The organism is Pseudomonas sp. RIT-To-2 (assembly GCF_029623465.1).
In the GTDB taxonomy this organism is placed as follows: Bacteria; Pseudomonadota; Gammaproteobacteria; order Pseudomonadales; family Pseudomonadaceae; genus Aquipseudomonas; species Aquipseudomonas silvicola.
This window is the reverse complement of sequence record NZ_JAPYKM010000002.1, coordinates 280,458-295,565: the sequence shown is the minus strand read 5'-3', so window position 1 is coordinate 295,565 and position 15,108 is coordinate 280,458. Positions and strand designations below refer to the sequence as shown.

At 63.9% G+C, this 15,108-nt stretch carries 14 protein-coding genes; 8 read left to right on the top strand and 6 right to left on the bottom strand.

Annotated elements, in window-relative coordinates; genetic code table 11:
* Window positions 1–59: 59 nt before the first annotated feature.
* From QBK88_RS03315 to tldD, 3 genes are read left to right on the top strand one after another with little or no spacing between them, the layout of a single operon-like run.
* Complete coding sequence (locus QBK88_RS03315; protein ID WP_277960894.1) at window positions 60–3,875, top strand: YhdP family protein; 3,816 nt, start codon at window positions 60–62, stop codon at window positions 3,873–3,875.
* 18 nt (window positions 3,876–3,893) lie between these two features.
* Window positions 3,894–4,745, top strand: a complete 852-nt coding sequence (locus tag QBK88_RS03310; RefSeq protein ID WP_277960893.1) for a carbon-nitrogen hydrolase family protein — start codon at window positions 3,894–3,896, stop codon at window positions 4,743–4,745.
* Window positions 4,746–4,747: 2 nt separating this feature from the next.
* Complete coding sequence (gene tldD / locus QBK88_RS03305; protein WP_277960892.1) at window positions 4,748–6,190, top strand: metalloprotease TldD; 1,443 nt, start codon at window positions 4,748–4,750, stop codon at window positions 6,188–6,190.
* A gap of 80 nt (window positions 6,191–6,270) precedes the next feature.
* Here the strand turns inward: tldD and yjgA are convergent, their stop codons facing one another.
* Window positions 6,271–6,792 (bottom strand): ribosome biogenesis factor YjgA, encoded by a 522-nt coding sequence (yjgA, locus tag QBK88_RS03300; protein WP_277960891.1) that lies wholly within the window; start codon window positions 6,790–6,792, stop codon window positions 6,271–6,273.
* Between the two features lie 109 nt (window positions 6,793–6,901).
* On the opposite strand from yjgA, the gene pmbA reads away from it, so the two are divergent.
* The 5 genes from pmbA (at window position 6,902) to QBK88_RS03275 (ending at window position 11,273) form a co-directional block, all read left to right on the top strand.
* The gene (pmbA, locus tag QBK88_RS03295; protein ID WP_277960890.1) at window positions 6,902–8,248 is read left to right on the top strand and encodes a metalloprotease PmbA; all 1,347 of its coding nucleotides are present in this window, start codon (window positions 6,902–6,904) and stop codon (window positions 8,246–8,248) included.
* Window positions 8,249–8,435: 187 nt separating this feature from the next.
* Window positions 8,436–8,831 (top strand): FagA protein, encoded by a 396-nt coding sequence (locus tag QBK88_RS03290; protein ID WP_277960889.1) that lies wholly within the window; start codon window positions 8,436–8,438, stop codon window positions 8,829–8,831.
* Window positions 8,824–10,200 (top strand): class II fumarate hydratase, encoded by a 1,377-nt coding sequence (locus QBK88_RS03285; protein WP_277960888.1) that lies wholly within the window; start codon window positions 8,824–8,826, stop codon window positions 10,198–10,200. The genes QBK88_RS03290 and QBK88_RS03285 overlap by 8 nt, the downstream gene beginning before the upstream one ends.
* A gap of 28 nt (window positions 10,201–10,228) precedes the next feature.
* Window positions 10,229–10,660, top strand: a complete 432-nt coding sequence (locus QBK88_RS03280) for a hypothetical protein (RefSeq protein ID WP_158155188.1) — start codon at window positions 10,229–10,231, stop codon at window positions 10,658–10,660.
* A gap of 1 nt (window position 10,661) precedes the next feature.
* Window positions 10,662–11,273: a superoxide dismutase gene (locus QBK88_RS03275; RefSeq protein ID WP_277960887.1), complete on the top strand. Its 612-nt coding sequence runs from the start codon at window positions 10,662–10,664 to the stop codon at window positions 11,271–11,273.
* Window positions 11,274–11,472: 199 nt separating this feature from the next.
* On the opposite strand, the gene QBK88_RS03270 is transcribed toward QBK88_RS03275, so the two are convergent.
* From QBK88_RS03270 to QBK88_RS03250, 5 genes are all read right to left on the bottom strand, one after another.
* Window positions 11,473–11,748, bottom strand: coding sequence for an HPr family phosphocarrier protein (locus QBK88_RS03270; RefSeq protein WP_277960886.1), 276 nt, complete (start codon window positions 11,746–11,748; stop codon window positions 11,473–11,475).
* 16 nt (window positions 11,749–11,764) lie between these two features.
* Window positions 11,765–12,622: an RNase adapter RapZ gene (rapZ, locus tag QBK88_RS03265; RefSeq protein ID WP_277960885.1), complete on the bottom strand. Its 858-nt coding sequence runs from the start codon at window positions 12,620–12,622 to the stop codon at window positions 11,765–11,767.
* 2 nt (window positions 12,623–12,624) lie between these two features.
* A complete protein-coding gene (gene ptsN / locus QBK88_RS03260; RefSeq protein WP_277960884.1) occupies window positions 12,625–13,089 on the bottom strand; it encodes a PTS IIA-like nitrogen regulatory protein PtsN in 465 nt (154 codons plus the stop codon).
* 12 nt (window positions 13,090–13,101) lie between these two features.
* Window positions 13,102–13,410: a ribosome hibernation-promoting factor, HPF/YfiA family gene (hpf, locus tag QBK88_RS03255; protein ID WP_008365312.1), complete on the bottom strand. Its 309-nt coding sequence runs from the start codon at window positions 13,408–13,410 to the stop codon at window positions 13,102–13,104.
* A 110-nt stretch (window positions 13,411–13,520) separates the two neighbouring features.
* Window positions 13,521–15,017, bottom strand: coding sequence for an RNA polymerase factor sigma-54 (locus QBK88_RS03250; protein ID WP_277960883.1), 1,497 nt, complete (start codon window positions 15,015–15,017; stop codon window positions 13,521–13,523).
* Window positions 15,018–15,108 lie beyond the last annotated feature (91 nt).

The window sequence follows — 15,108 nt, the reverse complement described above, 5'->3', positions numbered from 1 at the left end:
TTCACCCCCCTGTGCCTAGTGGCCACTGACCTCGCTGCCTGTGCCGGGAACCGTTGCCCATGGCGTTCGTGACACGCTGGCTCGGCGCGCTGACGCGCTGGGGCCTGGGGCTGTGCGCGCTGGTGCTGGTACTGGTGGCGCTGTACGTGAGCCTGGGGCGCCAGTTGGTGCCGCTGGTGGACCAATATCGTGATGAGGTGCAGGACAAGGCCAGCCAGGCCCTGGGCCTGCCCGTGAGCATCGGTAGCCTGGAGGGGCGCTGGAGCGGCATGGCGCCGGTGCTGCTGGCCCATGACGTGATGGTGGGCGAGGGCGACAGCGCCCTGCGCCTGGACCAGGTGCGCGTGGTGCCGGCCCTGTTGGCCAGCCTGCGCAGCCGCCAGGTGCGCCTTGCCCACCTGCAGGTCAGCGGGCTGCAATTGACGGCCGAAGAAGATCAGGACGGCAAGTGGGCCCTCAAGGGTGTGCCGGCCCAGAACAACGGGCCGATGGACCCTGGGCAGATCCTCGAGCGCTTGCAGCAAGTGGGCAAGGTGTCATTGCTCGACAGCCAGTTGACCCTGGAGCCCTACGACCGCGCCCCCCTGACCCTCACCTACGTGGGCGCCACCCTGACCACCGGGTACAGTCGCCAACGCCTCGACCTGCGGCTGACCCTGCCCGATGGCCAGCCGGTGGCCTTGAACCTGCGCACCCGCATCGACGCCGCGCACTGGCAGGATGCCGGGGTACAAGCCTACTTGAGCCTGCCCCAGAGTGACTGGTCGCGCTGGCTGCCGCCCCGACTGCTGCAAAAATGGAAGGCCGACCAGCTCAAGGCCGGTGGTGAGTTCTGGCTCGACTGGGACAAGGGCGCGCTGCAAAGCGCCGCCGTGCGCCTGAACGCCCCCACCCTGCAGGGCGCCTACGCCGACCGCAAGGCTACCCGTATCGACAACCTGGCGCTCAATGCCTGGTTCCAGCGCAGCGGCGGCGGGTACGACCTGACGGTCGACTCACTGGCGCTGAACCTGGGCAAGACCCGCTGGGAATCACGCCTGCAACTGCGTGAGGCCGATGCCACCGACAGCACTCAACAGACCTACCACCTGCAGGCCGACCGCCTGGACCTGACCCCGATCACGCCAGTACTCGACAGCCTGGTGCCGGTCCCCGACAAGGTCGCCGCGGTCATCGATGCGCTGAAGGTCACGGGCGGGCTGCGCAACGTATTGCTCGACTATCGGCCGCAGGCCACCGGGGACGATCGCCTGAGTTTTGCCGCCAACCTGGACAATGTCGGTTTCCAGGCCACCCACGGCGCGCCAGCGGCCGGTAGCGTCAGTGGCGCCATCAGTGGCGACCTGGGCCACGGGGAACTGCGTCTGGCCACCGATAAATTCATGCTGCACCTGTACCCCATTTTCGCCAACCCCTGGTACTACCACCAGGCCAATGCCCGCCTGACCTGGACCCTCAACCATGACGGTTTCACCCTGGTGGCGCCGTACCTGAAGGTCAAGGGCGACGAGGGTGACATCGCTGGCGACTTCCTGATACGCCTGCCGTTCTCCCCTGACGTGGAACCTTACATGGACCTGCGCGTGGGCCTCACCCACGGCGACGGCCGCTACACCGCCAAGTACCTGCCGCAGGTGCTGAGCCCGGCGGTGGACCACTGGCTGCGCACCGCGGTTCTGGAAGGCGCCGTGGACCAGGGCTACTTCCAGTATCAGGGCTCGCTCAGCCATGCGGCACCGGACCACGCTCGCAGCATCACCCTTTACTTCAAGGTGCATGACGCGCGCCTGGCGTTCCAGCCCGGCTGGCCGGAAGTGTCCAAGGTAGCCGGTGATGTGTTCATTCAGGACGGTGACGTGCGCATCGAGGCCAGCAAAGGCCAATTGCTGGGCACTCAGGTCAGCGATGTGCAGGTGACCGTGCCCCACGTGCCGGCCGATCAGCATTCGCACCTGTATGTGAAAGGTGATTTCGACGGCACCCTGGGCGACGGCATCAAGATTCTCCAGGACGCGCCCATCGGTACCGGGCCGATCTTCGCTGGCTGGCAGGGCACTGGCCCGCTTGCTGGCAACCTCGACCTCGATATTCCCTTGGTCAAGGGCGACGAGCCGAAGGTGGTGGTCGACTTCAAGACCGAGGGTGCCGACCTCAAGATCAAGGACCCGGCCCTGGACCTGAGCCAGCTCAAAGGTGATTTCCGCTTCGACTTCGCCAAGGGCCTCAGTGGCCAGGGCATCACAGCCCAGGCCTTCGACAGGCCAGTGAGCGCGCAGATCTTCGCCGAAGGCAAGCCGGGCAGCCCGCTGACCCGAATCACTGCCAAGGGCAGTATTGCCCTGCAGCGCCTGACCGATTGGCTGCAAGTCTCGTCCAAACTGCCGGCGTCGGGCGATTTGCCCTACCAGTTGCAGGTCAGCCTGGGCGGCAACAACAGCCAGTTGAGCATCAAGAGTGATCTGAAGGGCCTGGCCATCGACCTGCCGGCGCCCTTCGGGAAGGCGGCCACGGACAGCCGCGATACCCAATTCCAGATGAACCTGCAGGGCGCAGACCGGCGTATCGACGTCAGTTATGCCGACCTCGCCACCCTGGGCTACCTGGCCCCCGGTGGCAAACTGGCCGATGGCCGTGGCGAATTGCTGTTGGGCAAGGGCACCCCGCAACTGCCGGCCGACAAGGGCCTGCGCGTGCGCGGCAGCCTGGACACACTGGATGTCACGCCGTGGAAGGCCCAGGTGGACCGCTACGCCGGTGACGACCCCGGCGGCAGCGCGCGGCAGACACTCAATAGCGTTGACCTGAAAATCGGCAAGGTCACCGGCTTCGGTTTCGACCTGGATCAGGCCCGCGTGTTGCTCAACCGCAGCGCCAGCGCCTGGAACCTGTCGGTGGACAGCCAGCAGCTCAACGGCACCGCCAGCCTGCCCGACGCCAAGGGCGTACCGATTCTGGTGGACATGCAGACCGTGCGCCTGCCCGCCCCGGACCCGAAAGCCGTGACCGACGAAAACGCCCCTGACCCACTGGCTTCCGTGGACCCGCGCAAGATTCCGGCCGTGGACGTGAAGATCCTCAAGTTGTACCAGGGCAATGACCTGATGGGCGCCTGGGCACTGAAGATTCGCCCCAACGGCAAGGGCATTGCGTTGAAGGACCTGGACCTGGGCCTCAAGGGCATCAGCCTGGTAGGGCAGGGCAGTTGGGAAGGCGCCCCGGGGGCATCGGCCAGTTGGCTGAAAGGCAACCTCAAGGGCAAGAACCTGGCCGACGTGCTCAAGGCCTGGGGCTACGCGCCCAGCACCACCAGCCAGAACTTCGAACTGAATGTCGACGGCAGCTGGGCGGGCTCGCCTGCATGGGCGGCGCTCAAACGTTTCTCGGGCAGCCTGGATGCTACCCTCAACCGTGGCCAGTTCGTCGAAGTGGAGGGCGGTGCCCAGGCGCTGCGGGTGTTCGGGTTGCTCAACTTCAACTCCATTGGCCGGCGCCTGCGCCTGGACTTTTCCGACCTGGTGGGCAAAGGGCTGGGCTACGACCGGGTCAAGGGCCTGCTGGTGGCCAGCAACGGCGTGTTCGTCACCCGCGAACCGATCACCATGACCGGGCCGTCGACCAACCTTGAGCTCAACGGCACCCTGGACATGAACCAGGACCGCGTCGATGCCAAGCTGCTGGTGACCCTGCCGGTGACCACCAACCTGCCGATCGCCGCCTTGCTGGTGGGCGCTCCGGCCGTGGGCGGCGCGCTGTTCCTGGTGGACAAGCTGCTGGGCGACCGCGTGGCGCGCTTCGCCAGCGTGCAATACAAGGTCGAAGGGCCGTGGAAAGAGCCTAAGATTACTTTCGACAAGCCTTTCCAGAAAGCAAACTGACAGAAGCAGGAGCCCGTCATGTCCTTGGCAGTGATTCAAATGGTCAGCCAGAGCGATATTCTGGTCAATTTGGCCAGCGCCCGTCGCCTGTTGGAACAGGCCGCCGCCGGCGGCGCGAAACTCGCGGTGTTGCCCGAAAACTTCTGGGGCCTGGGCCGTAGCGACAGCGCCGATATCGGGCGTCAGGAAGCCCTTGGTCAGGGCCCGATACTGCCATGGTTGAAACAGGCGGCCCGCGACCTCAACTTATGGATTGTGGGCGGAACGCTGCCGTTGCCGCCGCAGGGCCAGCCTGACGCCAAGGTGCACGCCTGCTCGCTGCTGCTGGACGACCAGGGGCACGAGGTGGCGCGTTACGACAAACTGCACCTGTTCGATGTGGACGTGGCTGACAGCCGTGGCCGCTACCGCGAGTCGGACTACTATGCTCATGGTCAGAATGTGGTGGTAGCCGATACGCCAGTAGGGCGCGTGGGGCTGACGGTGTGCTATGACCTGCGCTTTCCGGAGCTTTACAGCGAGTTGCGCAAGGCGGGGGCGGAGCTGATCACCGCGCCCTCGGCGTTCACGGCGGTGACCGGGGCGGCGCACTGGGAAGTGCTGATTCGCGCCCGGGCCATCGAAACCCAATGCTACGTCCTGGCGGCGGCCCAGGGCGGAACCCACCCAGGGCCGCGCGAGACCTACGGGCACGCGGCCATCGTCGATCCGTGGGGGCGAATCGTCGCCGAACAGGATCAGGGTGAAGCCGTGCTGCTGGCCGAACGTGACAGCAGCGAACAAGCGTCCATACGGGCGCGGATGCCGGTGGCCAGTCACCGGCGCTTTTTCTCGCAGGGCGCCACGCGGCCTGCGTCTATCGCGGAGTAATTATGAGCGAGATGTTATCCACCGTCAGTGAACACCTGCTGGCACCCGGCGGCTTGACGCTGGACAGCCTGCAGTCGGTGCTGGGCGAACTCGCCGGGCCGGGTATCGACGCTGCCGACCTGTATTTCCAGGGGCAGATTTCCGAATCCTGGTCGCTGGAAGACGGCATCGTCAAGGAAGGCAGTTTCAACCTCGACCAGGGCGTGGGCGTGCGTGCCCAGTCCGGCGAGAAAACCGGTTTCGCCTACAGCAACACCATCAACCAGGACGCACTGGTGCAAGCGGCACGAGCCGCCCGTTCGATTTCCCGCGCTGGCCAGAATGGCCGGGTGCAAGCGTTCAGCAGCCAGGACGTGGCGCAGCTCTATGCCCCGGACAACCCCCTGGACGTGCTGACCCGCGCCGAGAAGGTCGAGTTGCTCAAGCGCGTCGACATCGCCACCCGTGCCCTGGACTCGCGTATCCAGCAGGTCAGCGTGAGCATGGCTGGCGTCTGGGAGCGCATTCTGGTGGCGGCCGCCGACGGCAGCCTGGCCGCCGACGTGCGCCCGCTGGTGCGTTTCAATGTCAGTGTGATCGTCGAGCACAATGGCCGTCGTGAGCGCGGCGGCCACGGCGGTGGCGGGCGTACCGATTACCGTTATTTCCTGCAGGAGGACCGCGCCATGGGCTACGCCCGTGAGGCGCTGCGCCAGGCGCTGGTGAACCTGGAGGCCATTCCGGCGCCAGCGGGCACCTTGCCAGTGGTGCTGGGGTCGGGCTGGTCCGGTGTGCTGCTGCACGAAGCCGTGGGCCACGGCCTGGAAGGCGACTTCAACCGCAAGGGCAGTTCCAACTACAGCGGCCGCATGGGCGAGATGGTTGCCTCCAAGCTGTGCACCATCGTCGATGACGGCACCTTGGCCGGCCGCCGCGGCTCGCTGAGCGTGGACGACGAAGGCACCCAGACCCAATGCACCACGCTGATCGAGAACGGCGTGCTCAAGGGTTACATGCAGGACAAGCTCAACGCCCGGCTGATGGGCATGGCCGCGACCGGCAACGGCCGCCGCGAGTCCTACGCCCACCTGCCGATGCCGCGCATGACCAATACCTACATGCTGGGTGGCGAAAGCGACCCGGCGGAGATCATCGCGTCCGTGAAGCGCGGCATCTACTGCGCCAACCTGGGGGGCGGGCAGGTGGACATCACCAGCGGCAAGTTTGTGTTCTCCACCAGCGAGGCCTATTTGATCGAGGACGGCAAGATCACCGCCCCGGTCAAGGGCGCGACGCTGATCGGCAATGGGCCGGAGGCCATGAGCAAGGTGTCGATGGTGGGTAACGACCTGTCGTTGGACAGCGGCGTGGGTACCTGCGGGAAGGACGGGCAGTCAGTGCCGGTGGGCGTGGGCCAGCCGACGCTGAAAATTGATGCGATCACCGTGGGGGGCACAGGCGCCTAGCGGCGCCTGTGAGCTGCAAGTGGGAAGCGGCAAGTTGAAGGCTTGAGCAGTACGGCTTCCCGCTTGAGGCTTGCAGCTGCTCAGCGCAGTCCGCGCTGAGTCTCGTCCAGCTCGCGGATGTATTTGAAGATCTTGCGCGTGGACGCTGGCGGCTTGTTCTGCGCGGTCTCGTGCTGGGCCTGGCGGATCAGCTGGCGCAGGTGCTGGCGGTCGGCGTCGGGGTACTCGTTGACGAACTTGTCCAGTACTTCGTCATTGCCGGTCACCAGACGGTCGCGCCAACGTTCCAGGTTGTGGAAGCGTTCGTTGTACTGGCGAGTGGAGGCATCGAGTTGATCGAGCAGTTGCAGGATCGCATCAGTGTCCTGGTCGCGCATCAGCCGGCCAATGAACAGGATATGCCGCTTGCGCGCGATGTTGGCCGTGTGCTTTGGCGCTTCGGCCAGGGCACGGCGCAAACCGTCGGTCAAGGGCAGCTTGGCCAGTACATCGGCCTTGAGTGTGGTCAGGCGCTCACCGAGATCAACCAGCGCGTGCAGCTCGCGTTTGACCTGAGTTTTGCTTTTTCCCTCGTCGAGGGAGTCGTCGTAAGAATCAACCATGGGGGCAGTCCGCTAATAAACGCCGCCATGATAACCAGTCAGGGGCCGCTTGTCCGGCCCGGTCGTAGCTTGACCCCCTGACGAATGCAGAATTTGAGTGGAGAACACCATGAACGCAATTCAAAGCGTCGGTCCTGCGGCGCTGCCGGCCCTGCAGGAACAGGTCGAGCAGATCGTCGCCGAAGCCAAGCGCCAGGGTGCCAGTGCCTGTGAAGTGGCGGTGTCGCTGGAACAGGGGTTGTCGACCTCGGTGCGCCAGCGTGAAGTGGAAACCGTGGAGTTCAATCGTGACCAGGGTTTTGGCATTACCCTTTACGTAGGCCAGCGCAAAGGCTCGGCCAGCACCTCGGCCAGCGGCCCGGACGCTATTCGCGAAACCGTGGCGGCCGCCCTGGCCATCGCCAAGCATACCTCCGAAGACGAGGCTTCCGGCCTGGCCGACGCCAGCCTGATGGCCCGTGACCTGCCGGACTTCGACCTGTACCACGCCTGGGACATCAGCCCCGAACAGGCCATCGAACGAGCCCTGGCCTGCGAGGCAGCCGCGTTCGACGCCGATCCACGCATCAAGAACGCCGATGGCACTACGTTGAGCAGCCATCAGGGCTGCCGCGTGTATGGCAACAGCCATGGCTTCATCGGCGGTTACGCTTCCACCCGTCATAGCCTCAGCTGCGTGATGATCGCCGAAGCTGACGGCCAGATGCAGCGTGATTACTGGTATGACGTCAACCGCCAGGGTGAATTGCTGGCTGACGCCGGCAGCATCGGCCTGCGGGCCGCGCAACGGGCTGCCAGCCGCCTGGGCGCCCGCCCGGTGCCTACCTGCGAAGTGCCGGTGCTGTTCAGTGCCGAGCTGGCTGGTGGCCTCTTCGGAAGCTTCCTCGGCGCCATCTCCGGCGGCAACCTTTACCGCAAGTCGTCGTTCCTGGAAGGTGCCATGGGCCAGGTACTGTTCCCTGAGTGGCTGACCCTGGACGAGCGCCCCCACCTGCAGCGCGCCATGGGCAGCGCCGCCTTTGACGGTGACGGGCTGGCTACCTGTGCCAAGCCGTTCGTCGAAAATGGCCGGTTGGTGTCCTACGTGCTCAGCACCTACTCGGGCCGCAAACTGGGCCTGCCGAGCACCGCCAACGCCGGCGGTGTACACAACCTGTTTGTCACCCACGGCGACCAGGACCAGGCGGCACTGATCAAACAGATGGGCCGTGGCCTGCTGGTCACCGAGCTGATGGGGCATGGCCTGAACATGGTCACGGGTGATTATTCCCGTGGCGCGGCAGGCTTCTGGGTAGAGAACGGCGAAATCCAGTTCCCGGTGCAGGAAGTGACCATTGCCGGCAACATGAAGGATATGTTCCGCCAGATCGTCGCCATTGGCAGCGACCTGGAGTTGCGCAGCAACGTGCGCACCGGCTCGGTGCTGATCGAAAGGATGACCGTGGCGGGTAGCTGACACCGCGTCGTTCTTTTCCCGAGCTTCGCCCGGTCCCACAGGGGGAATTCCGTGGAACCGGGGGAAGACTCCACTCCACAACTGAAGGCGTGTCGCTTGCCCAGCGACACGCCTTTTTTGTTTGTGCTTGTCATGATTCCCATTATCACTTAATAATAAATATCATTATCGCCATGAGGCCGCGTCGATGAAGTCCGCCGTTCAAGAACAGTCCTACCTGGAAAACTGGCGCTGGTTGAGCCGGCAGATCCGCTGCGCACTGATCCCGAACGATCCGCGCATCATCGAAGACTACATGGCCGAAGGGCGTTTCCTCATCAGCTGCGGCGCCGCCAGCGCCTGGACCGTGGCCCGCACCGCTTTCCGCCTGCTGCTGGACACTGCCACCGACCCGGCGCTGCCCTGGCACTGGCGCTGCCTTTGCCTGGACCAGGCGTACCGCCCTTTGCGCGACATGCGCCTGGCCGCGCGCAACGCCGAGCATCTGCAACTGTGGCACCAGCACGGACGGCAACTGGCCGTGTGCACGCTGGAGCCATCGATTTCCTTTTCCGATCTGCTGCAAGGACATCCCGATGAGTAATACCCGAATCGAGCGTGACAGCATGGGCGAACTGCAGGTGCCGGAGGCGGCCCTGTACGGTGCCCAGACTCAGCGCGCGGTGGATAACTTCCCGATCAGCCAGCAACGCATGCCCACCCAGTTCATTCGCGCCCTGGTACTGGCCAAAGCCGCCGCGGCCAAGGCCAACGTCGAACTGGAACAGATCAGCGCTGCCCAGGGCGACGCCATCGTCCAGGCCTGCCAGCAGTTGCTGCGCGAGGACTTCATGCAGCACTTCCCGGTGGACATCTTCCAGACGGGTTCCGGCACCAGCTCGAACATGAACGCCAACGAAGTGATCGCCACCCTGGCCACTCGTCGCCTGGGTGAGACCGTCAACGCCAACGACCACGTCAACTGTGGCCAGAGCAGCAACGACATCATCCCCACCACCATTCACGTTAGCGCGGCCCTGGCCCTGCATGAGCAATTGCTGCCGGCCCTTGAGCACCTGGTGCAGGTGCTGGACCGCAAGGCCGAGCAGGTGCATGCCTACGTCAAGACCGGCCGTACCCACTTGATGGACGCCATGCCGGTGCGCCTGAGCCAGGTGCTCAATGGCTGGTCGGCCCAGATCCGCGCCAACATCAGCCACCTGCGTGGCCTGCTGCCCAGCCTGCAGGCGTTGGCCCAGGGCGGCACCGCCGTGGGGACCGGCATCAATGCCCACCCGCAGTTCGCCGGGCGTTTCAGCCATCAGCTGAGCCTGCTGACGGGCGTCGAATTCACCCAGGGCGAGAACCTCTTCGCCCTGATCGGCTCCCAGGACACCGCCGTGGCGGTCTCTGGCCAGCTCAAGGGCACCGCCGTGTCGCTGATGAAGATCGCCAACGACCTGCGCTGGATGAACTCCGGCCCCCTGGCGGGCCTGGGCGAGATCGAGCTGGAAGGCTTGCAGCCTGGCTCCTCGATCATGCCGGGCAAGGTCAACCCGGTGATCCCGGAAGCCACCGCCATGGTCGCCGCTCAGGTCATCGGCAATGACACCACCATCGCCGTGGCGGGGCAGTCGGGCAATTTCGAACTCAACGTGATGCTGCCCATCATTGCCCAGAACCTGCTGTCGAGCATCGAGCTGATGGCCAACGCCAGCCGCCTGCTGGCCGACAAGGCCATCGCCAGCTTCAAGGTCAACGAGGCCAAGCTCAAGGAGGCGCTGTCGCGCAACCCGATCCTGGTCACGGCTCTGAACCCCATCATCGGCTACCTCAAGGCGGCCGAAATCGCCAAGACTGCCTACAAGGAAGGCCGCCCGATCATCGACGTGGCCCTGGAGCACACGGATCTGTCGCGTAGCCAGCTGGAAACCCTGCTGGACCCGGAAAAGCTCACCGCCGGCGGTATCTGATCGCCGTTCACCGCTTCGGAGGCACACCATGCAGCACTGGAAACGCACCATCGAAATGGCCAACGCCTGCTTTGCCCGAGGCGAACTGGTCGATGCGCGGGAGTTGTACCTGCAAGCTCTCGCGCTGGCCCAGGTGTTGTTCGAACGCTGGGCGGATGTCGACGAGGCGGTGGCAGCCTGCGTGATTTCCCATCACAACCTGGCAGACCTGCACCTGCGACTGATGCAGCCGGAAGAGAGTGCCGAATACCTGTGCGCGATCCATCAGCGCCTGCTGCAGGCCGCCCAGGACCCACGGCTGACGCCTGCGCTGCGTGAAGCCGCCTTGCGCCACAGCAGCAAGACTTACGCCGAGTTGCTGGCTTTCATCAGCGAGCATGGCGAGTACCCGCGCACCAGCCGGCTGCTGTTTGGCCAGGAGCAACGGGGCCAGACGGCCCCTCACTATGGAGTTCACTGAAATGCCTTATACCTTGCCTGCGCTGCCTTACGCCTATGACGCCCTGGAACCGCACATCGATGCGGCGACCATGGAAATCCACTACACCAAGCACCACCAGACCTACATCAACAACCTCAACGCGGCCGTGGACGGCACCGAATACGCCGAATGGCCGGTTGAAAAGCTGGTCGCCGCGGTGAAGCAGCTACCCGAGAAGCTTCAGGGTGCGGTGATCAACCAGGGCGGCGGGCACGCTAACCATTCCCTGTTCTGGGAGGTCATGGCGCCTCAGGGCGGCGGGCAGCCCCAGGGCTCCGTGGCCCAGGCCATCGACAAGGAGCTGGGTGGCTTCGACGCCTTCAAGGAGGCCTTCACCAAGGCTGCGCTGACCCGCTTCGGCAGTGGCTGGGCCTGGCTGAGCGTCACCCCGCAGAAGACGCTGGTGGTTGAAAGCAGCGGTAACCAGGACAGCCCTTTGATGAACGGCAACACGCCTGTCCTGGGCCTGGATGTGTGGGAACACGCCTACTACCTGAAGTACCAGAACCGTCGCCCTGAATACATCAACGCCTTCTACAACGTGGTCAACTGGGCCGAAGTGGAGCGTCGCTACCGGGCTGCCATTGCCTGATGAACCGGCGCCTGGTGTTCACGCGCTTGCGTTTGCTGTTGGGCAGTGCGCTGTTGCTGGCAGGCGCGGCGATCATCGTCACCGAAGCGCTGGCACGGTTTGCGCCGTTGTAGAGTCGGGGTTGAACGCCTTCACGGGTCAGCGCTGTACGAAGAAGCCCGGCACTAGGCCGGGCTTTTTGCTGAGCGGGGCAGGGCGCTCACTCGCCTTCGTCGAACTTGTTGTTGATCAGTTCGACAATCGCCGCCATGGCTTCTTCCTGCTGCTCGCCTTCGGTCTTCAAGTACACCTGCGTGCCCTTGCCGGCCGCCAGCATCATCACGGCCATGATGCTCTTGCCGTCGATCAGGCTATCGGGGTTGCGGCCAATGCGTACCTGACAATCAGGAAACTTACCGGCCACGCCGACGAACTTGGCCGCTGCGCGAGCATGCAGGCCAAGCTTGTTGATGATTTCAATTTCACGAGCGGGCATCGCGGTGGGGGTCCTTTCAACTGAGGTCGCGGTGGCGAACCTGAACGTTCTTGAGCGTCTGCTGCAAAGCCTGGCCCAGGCGTTCGGTAATGTAGACCGAACGATGGTGCCCGCCGGTGCAACCGATGGCAATGGTGACATAGGCGCGGTTGCTGGCGGCGAAGCGCGGCAACCACTTTTGCAGGTAACTGGCGATGTCCTGGTACATCTCTTCCACATCCGGCTGGGCCGCCAGGTAGTCGATGACCGGTTGTTCCAGCCCCGAATGGTCGCGAAGTTCGGGCTTCCAGTAGGGGTTGGGCAAGCAGCGCACGTCGAACACCAGGTCGGCGTCCACCGGCATGCCCCGCTTGAACCCGAACGACTCTATCAGGAACGCGGTGCCCGGCTCGGGCTTGTTCAGCAGTCGCAGCTTGAGGGAGTCACGCAACTGGTAGAGATTCAGATGGGTGGTGTTGATCTTGAGGTCGGCCAGGTCGGCGATCGGGCTGAGCAAGTCGGTTTCCACCCGAATCGCCTCGGCCAGCGAGCGCGAAGTGTTGCTGAGCGGGTGGCGCCGCCGTGTTTCGGAGAAACGCTTGAGCAGGGTTTCCTCGTCGGCGTCCAGGTACAACACATCACATTGGATGTGCTTGTCCCGCGCTTCCTGCAGCAACTGCGGGAAGCGTGACAGGTCGCTAGGCAGGTTGCGGGCGTCGATGGACACGGCGACCAGTGGCTGGGCCAGCTCGGTGCGTATCAATGCGCGCTCGGCCAGTTCCGGCAGCAGCCCGGCCGGCAGGTTGTCGATGCAGTAGAAGCCGTTGTCTTCCAGTACATCCAGGGCCGTGCTCTTGCCCGAGCCGGAGCGACCGCTGACGATGATCAGGCGCATGGTCAATGACCTTTCTGTTCGTCCAGAACCACTTGATAGAGTGCTTCGCTGCTCTTGGCCGAACGCAGGCGCTCACGCACGTCGGCGCGGTCGAGCATACTGGCGATCTGGCTGAGCAGCGCCAGGTGTTCGTTGGTGGCTTCCTGGGGCACCAGCAGCACGAAGATCAGGTCCACGGGGGCGCCGTCGATGGCGTCGTAGTCGATCTTGTGTTCCAGGTGCAGCAGGGCGCTGACCGGCGATGTCAGGCCGGGCAGGCGACAATGGGGGATGGCGATGCCGTTGCCAAAACCGGTGGAACCGAGTTTTTCACGGGCGATCAGGCTGTCGAACACCACCTGCATCTCCAGCCCCGGCACTTCGCGAGCAAAGAAGGTGGCGATGGTTTCGATGGCTTTCTTTTTACTGCCGCCCGGCACGTTCACGAGGGAACGGCCGGGGGTCAGGATATGTTGAAGTTGAGTCATGAGTGGGGAGGGTCAGCGGGCAGTCGCGCCTTGCAGCAGACTCTGCTGTTTTTCCTTATGCTTTTTGAGTTGGCGGTCGAGCTTGTCGGTGAGCAGGTCGATGGCCGCGTACATGTCGTCATGCTCCGCGTTGGCCACTACTTCGCCACCGGGTACGCGCAGGGTGGCCTCGATTTTCTGTTTCAGCTTCTCGACCTCCATGATGACCTGCACGTTGGTGATCTTGTCGAAATGGCGCTCCAATCGGTCCAGTTTCTCACCGATGTAAGTGCGCATGGCGTCGGTCACAACCAGTTGATGTCCACTGATGTTGACTTGCATACCGCTTTCTCCTTATTGCCAGTGCATAAAGAGACAGGTCGGATAACCTGCCACTGGAACGCTGTGGCTCATCTGGCGCGCCCACCGGCGGCGCTTGCGCGCCGCCAGGATCACATCAACCGCTTGCGTTCGCTGGACGGCGCGATCCCAAGGGATTCACGGTACTTGGCGACAGTGCGGCGGGCTACCTGGATGCCTTGTGCCTCCAGTAAACCAGCGATCTTGCTGTCACTCAATGGCTTTTTCTGATTTTCGGCGGCAACCAGTTTCTTGATGATCGCGCGAATTGCCGTGGACGAGCATTCACCGCCTTCGGAGGTGCTGACGTGGCTGGAGAAAAAGTATTTCAGCTCGTATATGCCACGCGGCGTGTGCATGTATTTCTGCGTGGTCACCCGCGAAATGGTCGACTCGTGCATGCCCACCGCTTCAGCGATATCGTGCAGTACCAGTGGCTTCATGGCCTCGTCGCCGTAGTCAAGGAAACCACGCTGGTGCTCGACGATCTGGCTGGCCACCTTCATCAGGGTTTCGTTGCGGCTTTGCAGGCTCTTGATGAACCAGCGCGCTTCCTGCAACTGGTTGCGCATGAAGGTGTTGTCGGCGCTGGTATCGGCGCGGCGCACGAAGCCGGCGTACTGAGGGTTGACCCGCAGGCGCGGCACCGCTTCCTGGTTCAGTTCCACCAGCCAGCGTTCGTTGTCCTTGCGCACGATCACGTCCGGCACCACGTATTCGGCTTCGGTGGACTCGATCTGCGAGCCAGGGCGCGGGTTGAGGCTCTGCACCAGCTCGATCACCTGGCGCAGTTCGTCTTCCTTGAGCTTCATGCGCCGCATCAGCTGGCTGTAGTCGCGGCTGCCCAGCAGGTCGATGTACTCGGCCACCAGACGCTGGGCTTCCGCCAGCCACAGGGTCTTGGCGGGCATCTGGCGCAATTGCAGCAGCAGGCACTCGCTAAGGTCGCGGGCACCAATGCCGGCGGGCTCGAACTGCTGGATGCGGTGCAGCACGGCCTCGACTTCGTCCAGCTCGATGTCGAGCTCCGGGTCGAAGGAGTCGCAGATTTCCTGCAAGGTCTCGTCCAGGTAGCCCTGGTTGTTGATGCAGTCGATCAGGGTGACGGCGATCAGCCGGTCGGTGTCGGACATGGGCGCCAGGTTCAGTTGCCACAGCAGATGGCTCTGCAGGCTCTCGCCGGCCGACGTGCGGGTGGTGAAGTCCCATTCGTCGTCATCGTTGCTGGGCAGGCTGCTGGCGCTGGTCTGATAGATGTCTTCCCAGGCGGTGTCGACGGGAAGCTCGTTGGGAATGCGTTCGCTCCACTCGCCATCTTCGAGGTTGTCGACGGTGGGTGCGGTGGTTTCCTGGTAGCTGGGCTCCTGGATTTCCGGCGTGACCTGCTGCTCGGCCTTGTCGGCCATCGGGTCGCTGTTGTCGAAATCGTCGCCTTCTTCCTGGCGCTCGAGCATGGGGTTGGATTCCAGGGCCTCCTGGATTTCCTGCTGGAGGTCCAGGGTGGAGAGCTGGAGGAGGCGGATGGCCTGTTGCAACTGCGGTGTCATCGTCAGTTGCTGGCCCATTCTTAGGACGAGCGATGGTTTCATGGCAGGGGCTTAACACCTTATTCGCCGGCGCAAAGCGCCATCCACTACAGGGCGCCGAGGCTCTCGGCTTTTGTCGTAAGCAAATTATATG

Coding starts and splice junctions, on each gene's coding strand:
- pmbA (WP_277960890.1), top strand. CDS start 6,902: ATGAACGCAATTCAAAGCGTCGGTCCTGCGGCGCTGCCGGCCCTGCAG.
- tldD (WP_277960892.1), top strand. CDS start 4,748: ATGAGCGAGATGTTATCCACCGTCAGTGAACACCTGCTGGCACCCGGC.
- QBK88_RS03275 (WP_277960887.1), top strand. CDS start 10,662: ATGCCTTATACCTTGCCTGCGCTGCCTTACGCCTATGACGCCCTGGAA.
- QBK88_RS03315 (WP_277960894.1), top strand. CDS start 60: ATGGCGTTCGTGACACGCTGGCTCGGCGCGCTGACGCGCTGGGGCCTG.
- hpf (WP_008365312.1), bottom strand. CDS start 13,410: ATGCAAGTCAACATCAGTGGACATCAACTGGTTGTGACCGACGCCATG.
- QBK88_RS03310 (WP_277960893.1), top strand. CDS start 3,894: ATGTCCTTGGCAGTGATTCAAATGGTCAGCCAGAGCGATATTCTGGTC.
- rapZ (WP_277960885.1), bottom strand. CDS start 12,622: ATGCGCCTGATCATCGTCAGCGGTCGCTCCGGCTCGGGCAAGAGCACG.
- QBK88_RS03285 (WP_277960888.1), top strand. CDS start 8,824: ATGAGTAATACCCGAATCGAGCGTGACAGCATGGGCGAACTGCAGGTG.
- QBK88_RS03270 (WP_277960886.1), bottom strand. CDS start 11,748: ATGCCCGCTCGTGAAATTGAAATCATCAACAAGCTTGGCCTGCATGCT.
- QBK88_RS03280 (WP_158155188.1), top strand. CDS start 10,229: ATGCAGCACTGGAAACGCACCATCGAAATGGCCAACGCCTGCTTTGCC.
- ptsN (WP_277960884.1), bottom strand. CDS start 13,089: ATGACTCAACTTCAACATATCCTGACCCCCGGCCGTTCCCTCGTGAAC.
- QBK88_RS03250 (WP_277960883.1), bottom strand. CDS start 15,017: ATGAAACCATCGCTCGTCCTAAGAATGGGCCAGCAACTGACGATGACA.
- QBK88_RS03290 (WP_277960889.1), top strand. CDS start 8,436: ATGAAGTCCGCCGTTCAAGAACAGTCCTACCTGGAAAACTGGCGCTGG.
- yjgA (WP_277960891.1), bottom strand. CDS start 6,792: ATGGTTGATTCTTACGACGACTCCCTCGACGAGGGAAAAAGCAAAACT.